Genomic DNA, 17824 nt, shown 5'->3' on the forward strand with positions numbered 1-17824 from the left:
CAGGACGAAAGAAGATTAAATTGACTTTTGCGGCCAACATTTTATCAATCAGACGAACAATGCCATAATGACGAAAACACAGGAGAAAATAAGATGAAATTTGTTGGAGCCCATGTGAGCGCTTCGGGCGGTGTTGATCAGGCAGTGATCCGTGCCCATGAATTAAACGCAACGGCATTTGCCCTGTTCACGAAAAACCAGCGCCAATGGCACGCCCCACCGTTATCGACAAATGTTATTGATCAATTCAAAGCAAACTGTGAACGTTACGGTTATGGTAGCCGACAAATTCTTCCCCACGACAGCTACCTAATTAACCTTGGCCATCCCGAAACAGACGGCCTGGAAAAATCCCGTGCAGCGTTCCTTGATGAAATGCAGCGCTGTGAACAATTAGGTATTGGCCTGCTGAATTTCCATCCTGGCAGCCATCTCAACAAAATCGATATTGATAAGTGCCTCGCCCGTATTGCGGAGTCCATTAATATTACGTTGAATAAAACCCAAGGTGTCATTGCCGTTATCGAAAATACCGCCGGACAAGGCACCAATCTTGGTTTTCAATTCGAACAACTGGCGGCAATTATCGACGATGTCGAAGACAAAACCCGCGTTGGCGTCTGTATAGACACCTGCCACGCTTTTGCGGCGGGTTACGATTTGCGTACCGAAAAAGATTGCGATGCGACTTTCAAGGCATTCGATGAAATTGTTGGCTTTAAATATCTTAAGGCCATGCATCTAAATGATGCCAAAAGTGAATTTTCCAGCCGTGTTGACCGACATCACAGCCTTGGTGAAGGCAATATCGGTAAAACACCGTTTAGCTACATCATGCAAGATGACCGTTTCAATGGAATTCCCTTGGTGCTTGAAACGATCAATCCAGATATTTGGGCTGAAGAAATCGCCTGGCTAAAATCCCAGCAAAGCTAATTACCTGACTGAAATTAACTCGATCTTCGCCATCATTGATGCAAGCTCAGTGCGGCTTTTAATCCCAACATTCGGCTGGCTAACCGTAAGCGCAGAAACTGCGGTTGCCAGACGCAATGTGTGTTCGCTGGATTCCCTCATCAGCAAACCATAGACCAACCCACCAACCATAGAATCCCCCGCCCCAACCGTGCTGACTACTTCACAATGTGGTGGCCTTGCCAACCATGCACCAGAGGCATTAACCCATAATGCTCCCTGTTCCCCCAGTGAAATAACAACGTGGGCGATCCCTCTATTACGCAACTCATGAGCTGCGTCAATAACGCTATCCAAATCCGGCAATGGCTTACCCGCCCAAATCTCCAATTCATAGCGATTAGGTTTTACCAGCCAAGGTAATGCCTTAAGGCCAGCAACAAGGGCTTCACGGCTACTGTCGAAAATAACGCAGGGACAAGATTGTCGTAATTGCATCATCCAATCCGCAAATGATTCTGCTTTGATCCCTTCGGGCAAACTCCCGCTGACAACCACCATATCGAACTGCCCCAGCCACGTCAGAGAATCACAGACAAAGCGATTCCATTCTTCTTCTGTCACATGGAAACCAGAAAAATTGAAATCCGTCACTTCACCCTGTTCTTCCGTCAGCTTGACATTAATACGCGTTCGCCCAGAGACGAGATGAAAACGATTTATCATCCTGTTTTCGCTAAAAAACTGCTGAAATCCTTCCTGATTCTCTCGTCCCAGAAAACCACTGACAGTAACATCAATACCTAAATCACGCAGTACCTTCGCAACATTGTTTCCTTTACCAGCAGCGTGAAGCCCTGCCGTCTGTACACGGTTAACATTTCCCTTAACAATATCTGGGCATAAGCCAACTAAATCATAAGCTGGATTTAAGGTAATTGTGGCAACTCGGCGGCTCATCTTGCCCGATATCTCCCGAATAAACAGTCATAAGTCACATTAAGTTTTATACGCATTAAACTTCAAGCTGCAATTTACAACACCATATGAAACCTGATTTCTCCCCGCTTCGCGGGGAGAAGTTACATGCATCTTGAAGTGAGATTGGTATATCTGTTATTTATAACATCAAAATTGAATCGTTTCAGTTAAAATTATAGCTCGTTCGATCATTGTGTTAATGCAAGCTAACAGCAAGAATATGCAACGGAATAATTTCTTATTAGGGGCTGTTGACGTTTTGAGTTCACCATTTACTCAACCCACATCGGTAACCATATAATGACAAACGCCAGTGCCAACATACTGGCGTAATTTCGCGCCAATTTATCGTATCTTGTCGCAATAGCTCGAAAATGTTTTATTCTGGCAAACGCATTTTCGACCAAATGCCGATAACAGTATAAAACTTCATCAATACTTTTATCGGGTTTTCGGCTATTTTTTCGATAGGGAATGACCGTTTTTGAACCTTGTTTTTCAACGAAATCTCTGAAAGTACCGCTATCGTAACCTTTATCCGCGATCACAAAATCGGATGCGGGTGAATGGGTGACCAAACTTTCTGCATGTACAATGTCGTGCGTTTGACCCCCTGACAGCTCAAAATGGACAGGCAAACCATAACTGTCTACGGCCAAATGAATTTTAGTCGAACGTCCACCTCGACTTTTACCGATGGCTTCATCTTCTGTTGAAGCTGCCCCTGAGCTATGTTGATGAGCGCGGATAATACTCCCATCAATGAATAACCATTCGGTGTCTGTATTTTCAGATAACAATTTGAATAATAATTCAAAAACACCTTTCTTTGACCAGGCGTTAAAGCGCTTAAAAAGCGTATTCCATTTGCCAAATTCATCGGGTAAATCCCGCCACGGACATCCCGTTCTCATTCGATAAAGGATCCCTTCGAAAGTCAGGTAATGCGCGTCTTTGTGGTAAATACATCCATGTTGTTGCATTAATACAGCTAGCGTATTCCATAAAGATTTTGATAACATTGTTCTTGGCATGATGAGCTGGGGTAATGGTTTTTTCGCGAAGACAATGATACCAGATCATCATGCTGTTCAAACTTCCCTCCACGAAACGTCAACACGCCCTAGATGACTAAAATCAATCTGAGCCAAAGTAAGTGGTTATTAGCTGGAGGAATATATCAGTGTCAGTCGTTGTCGGAGTGGGTGTCATCATCAATGATAAAGGCGAAATTTTACTGGGAAAACGTACCAGCCAACATGCGCCATACTGGTCAATCTTCGGTGGTCATGTTGATCCCGGCGAATCCTTTGAAGAGTGCGCGATCCGTGAAGTCAAAGAGGAAATTGACCTAACAATCCAAAATCCCAAAGTTTATGGTATTTGCAATAATCTCGAAACCTACCGCGAGGAAGGAAAGCACACCGTTTCAGTCTGTTTGCTGGCACAGTATACCGGAGGTGAGCCGCAATTAATGGAACCTGAAAAGTGTGAACAATTAATGTGGTGTGATCCTAACCATCTTCCCGCTTCCCGAACCTCATTTTGAAGCCAGCCGTAACGCCATAAAATTGTGGCAAAAAGCACAATTCTATTGCGCAAATTAATACCAAACTCCCTTCGGCAGGTTTTCTTAGATAGCCTGCCCTGCTTTTATATGCAAAATGCAACAAAATAAATTTAATTATTTTTCTTAATTATTTGTTTACACATATAATTTATTTATGTATCGTTGCGCTAGTACAAGGTAACACCATTCATCACGGAGTCTATATGACCATTGAGGTAACGCACAATTTGAAACGCCCCTCTATATTTGGTGGCGCTATGATCATTGCCGGTACTGCTGTCGGCGCAGGTATGTTTTCCATTCCGATTGTCACATCAGGTGTCTGGTTTACAGGATCAATCATTTTGCTGTTGTATACCTGTACCTGTATGTATTTCTCTGGTCTGATGATTCTGGAAGCCAATATGAATTACCCTGCGGGTTCCAGTTTCCATACTGTTACCAAGGATTTGCTCGGCAAAGGCTGGAGTTCTCTCAATGACTTATCTATCGCTTTTGTTCTGTATATCTTAACTTATGCTTATATTTCAGCCGGTGGATCAATTCTTTCTCACAATATCGAAAGCATTATCCCGTTACCTCAATCAATATCTGGATTATGTTTTGCCTTTATCGTTGCCTTTATTGTTTGGGTATCGACTAAAGCCGTAGATCGCTTAAGCACTATCTTGATAGGCGGCATGGTCATTACCTTTATTATGTCCGTCGGCGGCATGTTTACTGAAGTTAAACCAGCTATCTTATTTGATCAAGCCAATACCAATTCAGACTATTTACCCTATGCTTTAGTCTCCTTACCTTATTTACTGGCTTCATTTGGCTATCACGGTAACGTTCCTGGGCTGGTTAAGTATTACCATAAAGACAGTAAGGCCGTTACACGCAGCTTGCTATACGGGACATTAATAACATTAGCGATTTACATTTTATGGCAGTACGTCATTCAGGGAAATATCCCACGTGAAGCCTTTAAGCAAATCATTGCTGATGGCGGTAATATTGGTAACCTATTGCAGCAAATGGATCATACTTCTGATAATACGGCAATAACGCAATTCTTAAATGCCTTCTCATATATGGCTTTGGCGAGTTCATTCTTAGGCGTATCATTAGGATTGTTTGATTACCTGGCAGACTGCTTTAGATTTGATGACAATCGCAATGGCCGTTTTAAAACAGCACTGATTACATTCGTTCCCCCGACTGCATTGTCACTGATTTTTCCCAACGGTTTCCTATATGCAATCGGTTTTGCTGGCCTGGCAGCAACTATTTGGGCAGTGATTGTTCCGGCTTTAATGGCCCGGGCAAGCCGTCAACGCTTTCCGACATCCAGCTATCGGGCACCAGGCGGTAACTTTTTGATTGTTTTTGTTATCCTATTCGGTTTGATAAATGCGCTAGCACACATTCTCTCTTTGTTTGATGTGTTGCCAGTTTATCGTTAATATTTTTCTTCTACCCCAGTATTTTTACTGGGGTATACATTCACCTCTTGCCTAATAGACCAACTGCGAGTAATTTTGTCGCCACTTAAATATTCATTCCACTATTTCCTTGTTTCTACGGAAGGTATCTATGGCTAAAGCCAATGAAATTAAGCGCGGCGCTGCAATCAGCTACAATGGAAAGCTATTATTAGTTAAAGACATCGATATTCAATCACCTAGCGCACGCGGTGCCAGCACGCTATATAAGATGCGTTTTACTGATATTCGTACTGGTCAAAAAGTGGAAGAACGTTTCAAAGGTGATGACATTCTTGAAACCATCACATTGACCCGCCGTAGTGTCAGTTTTTCTTATATTGATGGTGATGAATATATCTTTATGGATGACGAAGATTTCACCCCTTATCACTTCAAAAAAGATCAAATCGAAGAAGAACTGTTATTTATTCCCGAAGAAGGTCTGCCAGGAATGCAGGTCCTGACAATGGACGGGCAATTGTTAGCACTTGAATTGCCCCAAACTGTTGATATGGTCATTGAGGAGACATCACCAGGTATTAAGGGGGCATCAGCGAGTGCTCGCACTAAACCGGCTAAAATGAGTACAGGATTGACTATTCAAGTTCCTGAATATTTGAGTTCTGGTGAAAAAATCCGCATTCATATTGCAGAGCGTCGCTATATGGGACGTTGTGACTAATTCTTGATCCTTAAATATGAGTTGCTCTTTGTATCGAACGTTATTCTCATCAAAAGAGCAACTCATAGTCGTTGAAGTTAGAAGTAATCCACATTAACAATTGCCACACGTTTCTGATTGTCAGTCCACTTCACTCTGGAAACACCGATGTTACCAGGAAGCATGACATCGCCTTTCGTTTTGTGAGTTGAAATGATGTGTTTAACAGTGAGATTTTTACCTAATCGATAGCAAGAGATATTGGCTTGAGTGTTTGATATAACAACTTGACATCCTGGATCAACAATCGCACCTGAAAACCGAATGATTCCTCCGTTAGATTCGGCATATCCATAAGAAAGCCATGAAACCAATAAACAACTCATTAACAGCTTAAGATAATTTTTCATGGTTACCTCACTTTCGTTTTTCCATTAACTAAAACTCAGCTACCTTTTATTCCTTCATCTCCATAATAACTATTTCACGTAAGAAAAATACGACATTGAGAACTTTTATTGATAAATATCAAAAGTCATTTTTTAATTAAAAAATAGGCACACTATTATTATTGATTAATTCACAAAACTGTTATTAATAATCATTATTTGAACTAAATCACGGATAAGTTTATTGATTTTATATTATATTATTTAGCTAAAATAAATAATTATTATACTTTTATGTAACATTTAATGATAAGTTATAGTAACAATACCCAATTCCTTATTTTTTCCGACCCATTTTATTTCTTCTGTTCCAATATGTTTTTCCATAGATAATGGAGATTTACTATCCTTTTGATATTCTAATCTTTTTTCTTTAGTTAACTGTTTACCAATATACCAACAGACCATTTCAGTATGCTTTTTATCCCAACTCAGTTGGCACGGGGACTCAACGATAACACCATGGAAGTAAATAGTGCCAGAACTGGAGGATGATGGAGAATTCGCCATTACAGGATAATAAGATAAAGACACGAACAAAAAAGTTGTCATTTTTCGTAACATTAGCAACATAAGCATTCAACCTCCACAACAAGTATTATTATCTTTTTTTCAACTTTAGCCCCGCGCTAATTTGAAAACCAGATAATGGCGTAACGCTCTGCTATATAACGATATAACGTCAAATGAAACTTTTTCTTTATACTTTTTATTAATTCGAACCACAATTCGATATAATATTCTAATAAGTTAGAATATGATAAAATCAATTGATAGTTATTTAATAATAGTCAGGTGCTGACATTGCATCAAATATATATTATCGGTACTGCCGTAGTGATTTAGCTATTTTTCCGATATCATAAATCTATTTACATATTTGATAACAATAAAGTTTAGCGGTGAACTATACCAATCTAACTTCAAGATGTGTGTGATTTATCCGCGCGAAGCGGGGAGAAATCAGGTTTCATATCGTGTTGTAAATTGCAACCTGAAGTTGCATGCGTATATACAAATATACTGATATAGCTATCTCTTAACCACAGCATCTGATGGTGATTACGCTTTCTCATAAATTTTGTTATAGTCCTTTCCCAAGTTAATCTGTCTACCAAGCTCCACTTTACGTGTTAAATAGGTATCTCATGACTCGCAGTCACCCGTTCGCTATATTTATTCTCAATATCCTTGGTATTGCTCTGTTCCTCTCATGGTACTTGCCTGAGAATCACGGTTTTTGGTTCCACATTGATTCTACTATTTTTTATTTTTTCAATGAAAAATTATTACCCGATTCGAAATTTTCCCTATTTGTCGCTATCGCGAATGTCAGGGCATTCGATGTCATATCACTTTTATGCATGGGCTTACTTTATTACAGCGCGTTTCGCAAACAAGACTACACCGGCAAGCGCCGACTTTTCATGATTGGGCTAGTGATGCTGATCTCTGCCATTATCATTAATCAAATAGGCCATCAAATCCCCGTCAGCCGTCCAAGTCCAACGCTGACATTTGAAAATGTTAATCGCATCAACGAAATGACCAGTTGGCATACAAAAGACTCCTCTAAAGACAGTTTCCCTGGTGATCACGGATTAATGCTCTTAATTTTCAGCAGCTTCATTCTGCGTTATATTTCCCGCAGTGCATTCTGCATTGCTCTACTGATTATGGTTGCTTTTGCTCTTCCCCGTGTTATGGCAGGTGCTCACTGGTTTACAGATATTGCAGTAGGCTCTTTATCTTTAACGTTGATCGGCATGAGCTGGATATTGCTCACCCCATTAAGTGATATGATGGCAACATGGCTAGACAAAAAATTACCGCATATTAGACGCGATAATTAAACTCATAATATTGAGGAGATGCCTGTTATCTCCTCAATATCATCTTATACTGTTCAAAACAGTATAAAATAGCAACAAACCATTCTAACCTATTAGTTCCTAACCCAATTTTTTGTAAAGAACTCTTTTTGTCTCTCGCTTTTTACTCATGATTTCAGTAATCTTTTCTGCGTCCTGTTTATTAAAATAATATGTTTTGTAAAGATAATAATAAAATGTGTTTCTTCGCACACTTTATGGACAAGAAATTTGTTAATTCACCCTATTCTGACTAGGCTTTAGAACATTTAGTGTTTTCATGGTGGTGAAAGTCACGTTAAGGACTGCAAGGAAAAATCAATAAATGGTTAAATCTAAACCAACACTGAGATACATCTTGCGGCTGATACCCGCAATCATAGCGGCAGCAGCACTGACCGCATGTAGTTCACCAGATTCTAACCTACGCAATAAACAAACTGAGACGCATGCAGTAAACACTGGAAAACATTATTTACTGCAAGCATCTCAGGATGAATTTGAAACTCTGGTCAACAAGTTAGATATTAAGTCTAAAATACTCAATCAATACGCTGACTGGAAAGGTGTAGCCTATCGGCTAGGTGGAAACACCAAACGCGGTATCGATTGTTCCGCTTTTGTGCAACGTACTTTTCATGATCAATTTGGTATGGAGTTACCACGTTCCACATTAGAACAACAAAATATAGGGCAAACCGTGAGTCGCTCTAAATTACGGGCTGGTGACTTGGTACTGTTTAAGACAGGAGTTCGTAGGCGCCATGTCGGTATCTACATCGGCAATAATCAATTTGTCCATGCTTCAACCAGTAATGGGGTTATCGTTTCCAAATTGACCGATACTTACTGGAGTAAACGCTACTATGGAGCCAGACGAGTGTTATCAGATAACATAAAAACCTCGGTTTGACGGACACCTAACGTATCTTTCCTTGCAGACATTAAAAAACGCTTCCATTTAAGAAGCGTTTTTTATCAATGGGTAAAATCATAGTGGGTACAGCGCAGTTATATTTTCTGCAATTGCAGCACCTAACGTCTTCAAACGACATATCACTGCACTCTCATCTTCCTTAGCAAAAAACAAACAGGGTTCTCCCTCCCACTCAATCACAGCACTCGGTATTTGCATATCAGCAATAGACTGATTAATAACATGCAAAATTTCCCGTGCTTTTTCACCCTCATGGCTTAATAATTTCAGCCCCATTAGGCTATTTCCTAAATCTGTCTCTTCTGCTGGTAAAATCTCAACTTTTGTACCAACGAAGCCAGTTGACCACCGATAACTTTGCGGCAGTCTGTGTACTACCGAAAGTTGGATATTATTCACGTATCATTCCTATCAGAAACAACATTAATACATCTAACCACCAGCTGTAGATTATCGATTCGTCAAAACCGAATAACCACCCAACAAAAAAGTAAATAAAAGGTTAAAATAAAAATCGTGTTACCGCACTTACTTCACTTCCTGCTTTAAAAAAAGTGCGACCCAGCTCGCATTTTATATATATTTATACTGTTTAGGTAAAAAATTCAACTTATTTTTATGCAAAACAGCAACCTTTAATTCAAGATTTATTTACATATTTGTTTCTTTCAAATGTTACTGAATGCCAATAGAACCACAATCTTTTTATTTACAATAGGTTAAATAATGACAACCCTATAACCTTCCATAGACATAAAGCCATTATTATAAATTAACAAAAAAGCAACATTTCAGCGTTAACCTGATATGATAGTATTAAAAATTTCCTCCATTTTTTGATGATTACTCGATATTTCCTGTTTATCAGGTTAATCAATAACCCTCTATACCCATCTCACTTCAAGATGCACATGTTTCTCCCCGCTTCGCGGCGAGAAACAATGAGTTATGTTGTCTTATAATGAGCAACTTGAAAGGTAACGCGTATAAAGGCTCAAAGCACTTTAGGAAAAACACTTAAATAAAAAAGGCCATCCCCTATTGGCAGATGGCCTTTAAAAACATTTTATACCTGAACTGGATTATTCTCAGAACACGACACTTTATTTATGATGCTGATTATTTATACGATTCACTACGTGCATAGATAATAAGCATCATTGCTAATGTCACACATAATGCCATTGAGCCTACCATCGGCCAGGCATTCTCCTCAGGCAATAGAGACAAAATAGCGCCCACCGATGCAGCGATGCTAAAACGGATGGTTCCTGCCAGTGAAGAAACTGTTCCGGCCATGTGGGGATAATCGTCCAACACAACAGCCATCGTGTTAGACGTAATCATGGAAATTCCGCTGATATAAATGGCAACGCCCATAACCAGAGAAATAAATCCCAGATCAAACAAGGTGCTAAACAATAACCATAATCCCACGACAAATTGAATAAACAGCCCAATATGCAACATTTTTAATGGGCCATATTTGCGTACACACTGACTATTGATAGTTGCCATGATGAACAGAAAAATAATATTCAGCCCGAAATAATAACCAAAATGCTGCGCAGGTACACCGTTCAATTTGATGTATACAAATGCCCCAACACTGAGAAAAGAGAACATTCCAGCAAAGGAAAAACCACTCGCTAAGATGTAACAAAGTACCTGGCGTTGCCGAAACAGCATGACGAACTGTCTTACAGTAGTTTTTAAGTTAAATTTTTGCCTTTTCTCTTTAGGTAATGTCTCTTCTATGAAGAGAGCCACTAGGGTAACAGTAATGACTGCAACCAGGGCAATCGACCAGAAAATAGCATGCCAGTTAAACCATACCATCAATATCCCACCCAACATGGGAGCCAATAACGGGGCGATGATCATCACCAATGTCACAAAAGACATGCTGCGGGAAAACTCCTCTTTTGTGAATCTATCGCGCATCAAAGCATTGATGACAACACCGGCAGCCGCAGCAGAAAATCCATGTAAGAAACGCATGGAAATAAAGGTATCAATATCTTGCGCTAAAGCACATGCAGCAGAAGAGATAGCAAAAACAATGACACCTCCCAAAATGACTGGCTTACGTCCTAAGCTATCCGACATTGGCCCATAAATCATTTGTCCAATAGCAAAACCCAAAATATAGCTACTCAACGTCATCTGTACCAAACCATCACTGACACCAAAACTCTCAGCAATCGTTGGCATACTCGGCAAATACATATCAATTGCCAATGGCATTAACATAGAAAGCAAACCAAGGATCAAAACTAATCCCAAATAGGACGAACGCTGTTGTTGCACGCAGTTACTCCTGAATCAATTGAAGGATAAAAATTAAGGGGTTGGCATTTGTATGCTGTTGATCTCATTATCAGTCAGCGCCCGATATTCTCCTGGCTCTAATGCCGGATCGAGATAAATTTCGCCGATTCGCTCCCGATGAAGAGCAACAACATGATTTCCCACTGCGGCAAACATGCGTTTTACTTGGTGATAACGTCCTTCGCTAATAGTCAAACGAACACGTTGAGGCTCGATAATTTCCATTTGTGCGGGTTTTGTCAGTGTTTTTTCCCCATTTAACTGCACCCCTGCCAAAAATTTTTGCGCAGTATCCCCAGAGACTGGATGTTCCAATGTCACAAGATAAGTTTTTTCGCAGTGATGTTTAGGGGATGTAATACGGTGCGACCATTGACCATCATCAGTCAACAAAACCAACCCTGTCGTATCGATATCCAAACGCCCTGCTGAATGTAATTTATGAGCAACAGGCTCATCGATAAAATACAAAATTGTCGGGTTTGCCGGATCATCTGTCGAACATACATATCCCTGGGGTTTATTCAGCATGAAATAACGTGGACCATTGAGTTGTTGCAATATCGTGCCATCATAGGCAACTTGCTGATTAGGCTTCAATTTATAGGCTCCTGTTTTGATGACCTCATCATCGACAGTGACTAGCCCTGCCCGCAACTCGCGCCCCACATCGTTGCGGCTAATACCTAATTGTTGTGATAAAAATTTATCCAATCGCATGAATAGATGTACCTGACAAAAATAAACACAGATGAACATGTCCTTGATATTATGAACAACCTCAAGGCCACTATTGGGATACAAGATTAAACAGATAATTTATAGAAAAATCATCACGCCAGTAACTATAGCAACAATAAGTTACACGTTATAGCCCACCTGATCCTAAAAAAATAATGGTGAATGATTTCTCAACGGCAGGCTTCAAAGAAAAATGTTATTCTCTACCGTAATTATCTTTTACCTGATATTTGTGACAGTAACATAAAAATGGCTTTTACTTTACGTCCTTATCAACAAGAAGCGGTAGACGCAACCATTCGCTATTTTCGCCAGCACAGAGATCCCGCCGTTATTGTTTTACCAACAGGGGCAGGTAAAAGCCTTGTCATCGCGGAATTGGCAAAGCTGGCTCATGGTCGTGTTTTGGTACTGGCACATGTCAAAGAACTTGTTGCGCAGAATCACAGCAAATATTGTGCTTATGGATTGGATGCAGATATCTTTTCCGCAGGGCTAAATCAAAAACAAAGTACAGGAAAAGTGGTTTTTGGCAGTATTCAGTCTATTGCCCGCAACCTGGATTGCTTTGACCACCATTTTTCACTGCTAATCATCGATGAATGCCACCGCATCAGTGATGACGAAAACAGCCAATACCAACAAATTATCCAACAACTTCGAAAAAACAATCCCCAAATCCGCATCTTGGGTTTAACCGCAACACCTTATCGTCTTAGTGCTGGCTGGATATATCAATATCATTATCATGGCATGATCCGTGGTGATGAACGTAGTTTCTTTCGCGATTGTATTTATGATCTTCCATTGCGTTATATGATTAAGCATCATTTTCTGGTTTCTCCAGAAAGATTGGACATGCCTGTAATGCAATATGATTTCAGTCAGGTACGAACCAGTCAGCAAGGGATATTCAATGAAGCAGAATTAAATCGGGAGCTTAAACGCCAAAAGCGTATCACTCCTCATATCATTAGACAGATCATTGAATATGCACAAAATCGAAAAGGTGTGATGATTTTCGCCGCGACAGTCGAACATGCCAAAGAAATCTTCCAATTGCTGCCTACAGGACAAGCCGCATTTGTCAGCGCAGATACCCTACCATCTGAACGGGATCACTTAATTACGGCATTCAAAGAACAGCAACTCCGCTATATGGTCAATGTTGCCGTACTCACAACAGGATTCGATGCTCCCCATGTTGATTTAATCGCCATATTGCGCCCAACAGAATCGATCAGCCTTTATCAGCAGATCGTCGGGCGCGGCTTACGTTTATTTCCTGACAAAAAAGATTGCTTGATTTTAGATTATGCAGGCAATCCCCACGACCTTTACACACCTGAAATCGGTAACAGTAAACCCAACTCACAAAGCCAGCCCGTCCAGGTATTTTGCCCTATCTGTCAATTTGCGAATACTTTCTGGGGGATATGCACGACAGATGGAGAGATCGTTGAGCATTTTGGGCGACGCTGCCAAGGTTGGGAAGAAGACGAAAATGGGAAACGTCAACAATGTGATTTTCGTTTCCGTTTTAAATCATGCCCCCATTGTGGTGCAGAAAACGATATCGCGGCCCGACGCTGTCATCGTTGTGAAGAAGTGCTCGTCGATCCCGATGATATGCTGAAAGCCGCTCTAAAACTAAAAGATGCCCTGGTGCTGCGTTGTGGTGGTATGCAATTAACACCAGGTCACGACAATAAAGGAGAATGGCTAAAAATCACCTATTACGATGAAGATGGTGCGGACGTATCTGAATTGTTCCGTTTATCGACCTCGGCCCAAAAGAAAGTGTTTGAACTGCAATTCCTTCGCCAACATCAACGTGCACCAGGAACCGTTTTTCACTGGAGAGCCGCGGCAGACGTTGCTAATCAATTTTCTTTATTGCGTCATCCTGATTTTGTTGTCGCGCGTAAAAAAGGGCAATTTTGGCAAATTAGAGAAAAGATTTTTGACTATCAAGGGCGATTTAGACGGGCTGATGACTTGTACTAAATATGTCAGATAGACCATCCACTAACCAACTGGAAAGCATATTTATATTTGCTGTCATATCGGTTTTTCGCTAGAATGCCGCCCGCTTAGCGTAATAATACATGTTAAGCCAAGTATCGAACCTGCTGCTGGGTCGCCTGTAGCAGGATTTATTTTCTTCTTTTACAGAGAAAAAATAATGTTAACTATTAATGCAGAAGTACGTAAAGAGCAGGGCAAAGGTGCGAGCCGCCGCCTGCGTAGAGCTAACAAGTTTCCAGCAATCATCTATGGTGGTAACCAAGAGCCAGTTTCTATCGAACTGGATCACGATGCAGTTATCAACCACGAAAGCAAACCAGAATTTTACGAAGTTTTGACTCTGGTTGTTGATGGTAAAGAAACTAAAGTTAAAGTGCAGGCAGTACAGCGTCATCCGTTTAAACCTAAACTGACGCATATCGATTTCCTGCGTGCTTAATTAGCCACAGTCGAGCTTTTATCGGGACGCCGAGTAAATAACGCCGCAATTGCGGCGTTATTTATTTTTACAGCGGCTAATCTAGCGATTACCACCATGGCGTTGCAGTTGATCGCGCAGATTCGGTGGTGTTCCCTTAATCGTCAATGTATCTGTGACTGGGTCCCAAAAAATGCGTTCTCCCATCAACATAGCATCAAAGTTAATGGTTAATCCTCCACCACTGCCTGCAAATTTTGTTAGTTGGCGTAACGTTCCGCGATCAGCAGGAAAGCTTTCTTCCAATTCATAGCCCTTTTCCTGCGAAAATTGCTGAAAGTTTTGCTCACCCAACGCGGGTAACTCTTGGGAGAGTTCTTGTAACTTAATCTCCTCGCCCGCCTGTAACTGTTCATTACAGTAACCATAAACTTGCTGACGATAAGCCTGGCGTTCATTTTTATCTAACTGTGCCGACTCACAATAATCATCTAAAGCCTGCAACAAACCTTTATTTTGAACTTTGGCATTCATACCTTCACTGGCGGCGAGAAAATCCATAAAAAAGTCTGAAACCTTGCGCCCTACCCGTCCTTTTAAAAAAGTCAGATAGCGGCTGGATTCAGGATTGGTTTCCCATTCAGTTAGATCGATTCTTGCAATGATATCAGCATGGGGAATATCAAGATATTGTGTTGTATTTACATCAAGTTCATCATTGACGGATGTGCTATTACAGCTGTTAAGAACAGCAATCAGTAAATATTCCACGGCAAGATAACGATATTGGCAAAACAACACCGTTCCCCCTTCGGCAAACGGATACTTCGCCAGCTCATCTTTTAAGCGAACAGTTGCAGCCCGACTAAAACCGAGAAAATCGTCATCTCCTTTACGTAGATGACGGAGTGATCCCGCCAGCTCACTTTCTTCATTGAACAAACCGTAAGCTTTACTTTTCGCGCTGTATACACGATGCAACTCTGCCATCATCTCTTCAACCACTTGGTTGGTATCCAGCAAAGCATCACGCAAAATCACTTCCAACGTCTGTTCATCACGTTTAATCAACCGATGTAACGCGATCTGGGTAATTTCCAGACTCATTATTTATACTCCTTTGCAACGTTGACCATATAGGGCCGAGCGGTTAGCGGCGTATTCAAACATCGTTATCTTTCTGCTGCAACCAAAAACCCAATTGGCAAAAATATTCGCCATTTAATTGCCAACATCCTGCATATCAAAGATTAAAATGATGCAGCAATATTCAATATTGGCAACAACTCCGGCAACAGAGAGTTAATTTGTCATAAAAAAAGCAGAAAATCCCCTCTCTATACGGTAAGATATGGGGCTTTGTACATTCAGGATTTTTGATTTATGCCACAGTCATCTCGCTATAGCGATGAAAAAGTTGAACATTTATTAACTGAATTAGTAAATGTTTTCGAGAAAGACCATACTCCAACTGACCTAACCTTGATGGTTTTGGGTAATATGGTAACAAATTTGATCAATACGAGTATTGCTCCTGCCCAACGCAGACATATCGCAGACTCGTTTGCACACGCGTTGCAATCTTCAATCAACGAAGATAAAGCGCATTAATCTTTATTTAACACGTTGACGTAAAGAAAATATGGTGACTAGCTGTCAGCATTACCGCGAAAAAGTTTCTCAGATGATCAGTTGGGGGCACTGGTTCGCACTGTTCAACATTATGTTCAGTCTTGTGCTGGGCAGTCGCTATCTATTTGCATCTGATTGGCCGGGTTCACTGTTTGGTCGCATCTACGCGCTGGTCAGTTGGCTTGGCCATTTCAGTTTCATTGTCTTTGCCATCTATTTACTTATTCTATTTCCGCTGACATTTATCGTTATGTCTCAGCGGCTAATGAGGTTTCTTTCGGCCACGTTGGCAACAGCAAGTTTAACACTACTGATATTTGATTCCTCCATCTATGTTCGCTTTCATCTGCATTTAACTCCACTGGTTTGGGATTTAGTCACCAACCCAGAACAAGGTGAATTAGCAAGAGAATGGCAACTGATGTTTATCTGTATTCCTTTGATTTTTCTAATACAGATGCTTTTTGGCACATGGAGTTGGCAAAAGTTACGTAGCCTGAACCGTCAACGATTTGGTAAGCCACTGGCTGCAGTATTCATTACTGCTTTTGTCGCTTCACACCTCATGTACATCTGGGCAGATGCTAATTTCTACCGCCCAATTACCATGCAACGCTCAAACTTACCCATTTCTTATCCAATGACCGCCCGCAAGTTCCTTGAAAGACATGGCCTATTGGATCAGCAAGAATTTCAACGCCGCGTTAATCAACAAGGCAATCCCACCGCCTTGAGTGTCAATTATCCGCTGAATAATTTATCTTATCAGGACACTGGGCGCGGTTATAACTTACTTCTGCTTGTCGTGGATGGGCTGGATCATCAAGACATTACCCATGATATGCCAACTCTGGAACATTTCGCGCAGAACAATATCCAGTTCACTCAGCATTTCAGTACAGGTATGCAAGATGACACGGCATTATTTGGTTTATTCTATGGCATATCATCAGGCTATCTGGACGGCATTCTTAACGCCAGAAAATCCTCAGCACTTATTGATGCCTTGACACATCAAGGGTATCAATTTGGCCTCTTTTCTTCGGATGGATTTCAGACACCCCTTTATCGCCAGGCCATACTGACCGACTATTCATTGCCAGAAGCTAAAAGACAAAATGATGACGTGACAGTGAGGCAATGGAGCCAATGGTTAGATCTGCGCAATGATTCCACACCTTGGTTCTCATTTCTGGATATTAACGGCTTTGTACCTTCGTCCGGAAAATTTGATAAGAAAGCGCTGGATACTGAAATCAGCCATGTTTTAGAAGTCCTGAAAACTAAAGGCGCCTTAGATAAAACAATCATTGTGATTACAGCTAAACAGAGTAAAGACACAGCAGGTAACAGTGCAAAATGGTTTACGGGTGATAAATTCAATCGTGAACAGCTCCATGTCCCCCTGATAATTCAGTGGCCAGGCACTCCAGCACAGACTATCGATAAGTTGACTAGCCATCAAGATATCATGACAACCTTAATGCGCCGTTTATTGCACGTTACTAATTCTCCTGAAGATTATTCCCAAGGTGAAGATCTTTTTAATGCCCAAAGAGAAAATCCATGGCTTATTACAGGCGATAACGGTTCATTAATTGTTACAATGGCCCAAAATACTGTCTATCTCTCCAAAGATGGAGAGTATCATCTGTATGATTTAGATGGTAATGAAATTCAGGATGCCAAACCAAACCTCGCCCAGTTATTACAAATATTAACGGAAGTGAAACGATTTTTAGCAAACTAATCGTTTAAAAATCAATCGCTCACTAAATTAGGGGCTTGCTTTGCAAATAAAAAACGGTAATATAAGGGAAG

17 protein-coding genes and 1 pseudogene are annotated in these 17824 nt (G+C 40.8%); 10 read left to right on the forward strand and 8 right to left on the reverse strand.

What is annotated here, in order from left to right:
- Nucleotides 1-93: 93 nt before the first annotated feature.
- Nucleotides 94-936 carry a deoxyribonuclease IV gene (gene nfo / locus WDV75_RS12895; RefSeq protein ID WP_273560054.1) on the forward strand — a complete coding sequence of 281 codons (843 nt, stop codon included), beginning with the start codon at nt 94-96 and terminating at the stop codon, nt 934-936.
- On the opposite strand, the gene fruK is transcribed toward nfo, so the two are convergent.
- Nucleotides 937-1875 (reverse strand): 1-phosphofructokinase, encoded by a 939-nt coding sequence (gene fruK / locus WDV75_RS12900; protein ID WP_273560056.1) that lies wholly within the window; start codon nt 1873-1875, stop codon nt 937-939.
- A gap of 293 nt (nt 1876-2168) precedes the next feature.
- Nucleotides 2169-2930, reverse strand: coding sequence for an IS5 family transposase (locus tag WDV75_RS12905; protein WP_338802971.1), 762 nt, complete (start codon nt 2928-2930; stop codon nt 2169-2171).
- A gap of 149 nt (nt 2931-3079) precedes the next feature.
- On the opposite strand from WDV75_RS12905, the pseudogene WDV75_RS12910 reads away from it, so the two are divergent.
- The 3 genes and pseudogenes from WDV75_RS12910 to yeiP all read left to right on the forward strand — a co-directional run bounded on the left by WDV75_RS12910 (nt 3080) and on the right by yeiP (nt 5617).
- A pseudogene (locus tag WDV75_RS12910) lies at nt 3080-3503 on the forward strand (nucleotide triphosphate diphosphatase NUDT15).
- Nucleotides 3504-3669: 166 nt separating this feature from the next.
- Nucleotides 3670-4914, forward strand: coding sequence for a tryptophan permease (gene mtr / locus WDV75_RS12915; RefSeq protein WP_273570354.1), 1245 nt, complete (start codon nt 3670-3672; stop codon nt 4912-4914).
- A gap of 130 nt (nt 4915-5044) precedes the next feature.
- Entirely contained in the window at nt 5045-5617 is a 573-nt protein-coding gene (yeiP, locus tag WDV75_RS12920) for an elongation factor P-like protein YeiP (protein WP_187654945.1), read from the forward strand.
- A gap of 77 nt (nt 5618-5694) precedes the next feature.
- Here the strand turns inward: yeiP and WDV75_RS12925 are convergent, their stop codons facing one another.
- On the reverse strand, nt 5695-6006 hold the full coding sequence (locus tag WDV75_RS12925) for a type 1 fimbrial protein (protein ID WP_273570355.1): 312 nt from the start codon (nt 6004-6006) through the stop codon (nt 5695-5697).
- Between the two features lie 282 nt (nt 6007-6288).
- Nucleotides 6289-6624: a type 1 fimbrial protein gene (locus tag WDV75_RS12930; RefSeq protein WP_273570356.1), complete on the reverse strand. Its 336-nt coding sequence runs from the start codon at nt 6622-6624 to the stop codon at nt 6289-6291.
- Between the two features lie 569 nt (nt 6625-7193).
- Between WDV75_RS12930 and WDV75_RS12935 the strand changes: the two genes are divergently transcribed.
- Entirely contained in the window at nt 7194-7898 is a 705-nt protein-coding gene (locus WDV75_RS12935) for a phosphatase PAP2 family protein (protein ID WP_273570357.1), read from the forward strand.
- Between the two features lie 343 nt (nt 7899-8241).
- Nucleotides 8242-8829 carry a bifunctional murein DD-endopeptidase/murein LD-carboxypeptidase gene (mepS, locus tag WDV75_RS12940; protein ID WP_273570358.1) on the forward strand — a complete coding sequence of 196 codons (588 nt, stop codon included), beginning with the start codon at nt 8242-8244 and terminating at the stop codon, nt 8827-8829.
- 78 nt (nt 8830-8907) lie between these two features.
- On the opposite strand, the gene WDV75_RS12945 is transcribed toward mepS, so the two are convergent.
- The 3 genes from WDV75_RS12945 to rsuA form a co-directional block, all read right to left on the reverse strand.
- Nucleotides 8908-9252: a YejG family protein gene (locus tag WDV75_RS12945; protein ID WP_273570359.1), complete on the reverse strand. Its 345-nt coding sequence runs from the start codon at nt 9250-9252 to the stop codon at nt 8908-8910.
- 720 nt (nt 9253-9972) lie between these two features.
- On the reverse strand, nt 9973-11163 hold the full coding sequence (locus WDV75_RS12950; protein WP_273570360.1) for a Bcr/CflA family multidrug efflux MFS transporter: 1191 nt from the start codon (nt 11161-11163) through the stop codon (nt 9973-9975).
- Between the two features lie 33 nt (nt 11164-11196).
- A complete protein-coding gene (gene rsuA / locus WDV75_RS12955; protein ID WP_273570361.1) occupies nt 11197-11904 on the reverse strand; it encodes a 16S rRNA pseudouridine(516) synthase RsuA in 708 nt (235 codons plus the stop codon).
- A gap of 270 nt (nt 11905-12174) precedes the next feature.
- On the opposite strand from rsuA, the gene WDV75_RS12960 reads away from it, so the two are divergent.
- Nucleotides 12175-13932 carry a DEAD/DEAH box helicase gene (locus WDV75_RS12960; RefSeq protein WP_273570362.1) on the forward strand — a complete coding sequence of 586 codons (1758 nt, stop codon included), beginning with the start codon at nt 12175-12177 and terminating at the stop codon, nt 13930-13932.
- A gap of 178 nt (nt 13933-14110) precedes the next feature.
- A complete protein-coding gene (gene rplY, locus WDV75_RS12965; protein WP_047679702.1) occupies nt 14111-14392 on the forward strand; it encodes a 50S ribosomal protein L25 in 282 nt (93 codons plus the stop codon).
- Between the two features lie 81 nt (nt 14393-14473).
- Here the strand turns inward: rplY and yejK are convergent, their stop codons facing one another.
- Entirely contained in the window at nt 14474-15478 is a 1005-nt protein-coding gene (gene yejK / locus WDV75_RS12970) for a nucleoid-associated protein YejK (RefSeq protein ID WP_189758204.1), read from the reverse strand.
- 276 nt (nt 15479-15754) lie between these two features.
- On the opposite strand from yejK, the gene WDV75_RS12975 reads away from it, so the two are divergent.
- Entirely contained in the window at nt 15755-15982 is a 228-nt protein-coding gene (locus WDV75_RS12975) for a YejL family protein (protein WP_045971370.1), read from the forward strand.
- 31 nt (nt 15983-16013) lie between these two features.
- A complete protein-coding gene (gene yejM / locus WDV75_RS12980) occupies nt 16014-17753 on the forward strand; it encodes an LPS biosynthesis-modulating metalloenzyme YejM (protein ID WP_273570363.1) in 1740 nt (579 codons plus the stop codon).
- Nucleotides 17754-17824 lie beyond the last annotated feature (71 nt).

The organism is Xenorhabdus griffiniae (assembly GCF_037265215.1).
GTDB classification, from domain to species: Bacteria; Pseudomonadota; Gammaproteobacteria; order Enterobacterales; family Enterobacteriaceae; genus Xenorhabdus; species Xenorhabdus griffiniae.

Excerpts from the sequence above, each read along its gene's own strand:
- WDV75_RS12925 (WP_273570355.1), bottom strand. The coding sequence starts at position 6,006 with ATGAAAAATTATCTTAAGCTGTTAATGAGTTGTTTATTGGTTTCATGG.
- WDV75_RS12960 (WP_273570362.1), top strand. The coding sequence starts at position 12,175 with ATGGCTTTTACTTTACGTCCTTATCAACAAGAAGCGGTAGACGCAACC.
- WDV75_RS12905 (WP_338802971.1), bottom strand. The coding sequence starts at position 2,930 with ATGCCAAGAACAATGTTATCAAAATCTTTATGGAATACGCTAGCTGTA.
- mepS (WP_273570358.1), top strand. The coding sequence starts at position 8,242 with ATGGTTAAATCTAAACCAACACTGAGATACATCTTGCGGCTGATACCC.
- WDV75_RS12935 (WP_273570357.1), top strand. The coding sequence starts at position 7,194 with ATGACTCGCAGTCACCCGTTCGCTATATTTATTCTCAATATCCTTGGT.
- mtr (WP_273570354.1), top strand. The coding sequence starts at position 3,670 with ATGACCATTGAGGTAACGCACAATTTGAAACGCCCCTCTATATTTGGT.
- fruK (WP_273560056.1), bottom strand. The coding sequence starts at position 1,875 with ATGAGCCGCCGAGTTGCCACAATTACCTTAAATCCAGCTTATGATTTA.
- WDV75_RS12975 (WP_045971370.1), top strand. The coding sequence starts at position 15,755 with ATGCCACAGTCATCTCGCTATAGCGATGAAAAAGTTGAACATTTATTA.
- yeiP (WP_187654945.1), top strand. The coding sequence starts at position 5,045 with ATGGCTAAAGCCAATGAAATTAAGCGCGGCGCTGCAATCAGCTACAAT.
- yejK (WP_189758204.1), bottom strand. The coding sequence starts at position 15,478 with ATGAGTCTGGAAATTACCCAGATCGCGTTACATCGGTTGATTAAACGT.
- yejM (WP_273570363.1), top strand. The coding sequence starts at position 16,014 with ATGGTGACTAGCTGTCAGCATTACCGCGAAAAAGTTTCTCAGATGATC.
- rsuA (WP_273570361.1), bottom strand. The coding sequence starts at position 11,904 with ATGCGATTGGATAAATTTTTATCACAACAATTAGGTATTAGCCGCAAC.
- nfo (WP_273560054.1), top strand. The coding sequence starts at position 94 with ATGAAATTTGTTGGAGCCCATGTGAGCGCTTCGGGCGGTGTTGATCAG.
- rplY (WP_047679702.1), top strand. The coding sequence starts at position 14,111 with ATGTTAACTATTAATGCAGAAGTACGTAAAGAGCAGGGCAAAGGTGCG.
- WDV75_RS12930 (WP_273570356.1), bottom strand. The coding sequence starts at position 6,624 with ATGCTTATGTTGCTAATGTTACGAAAAATGACAACTTTTTTGTTCGTG.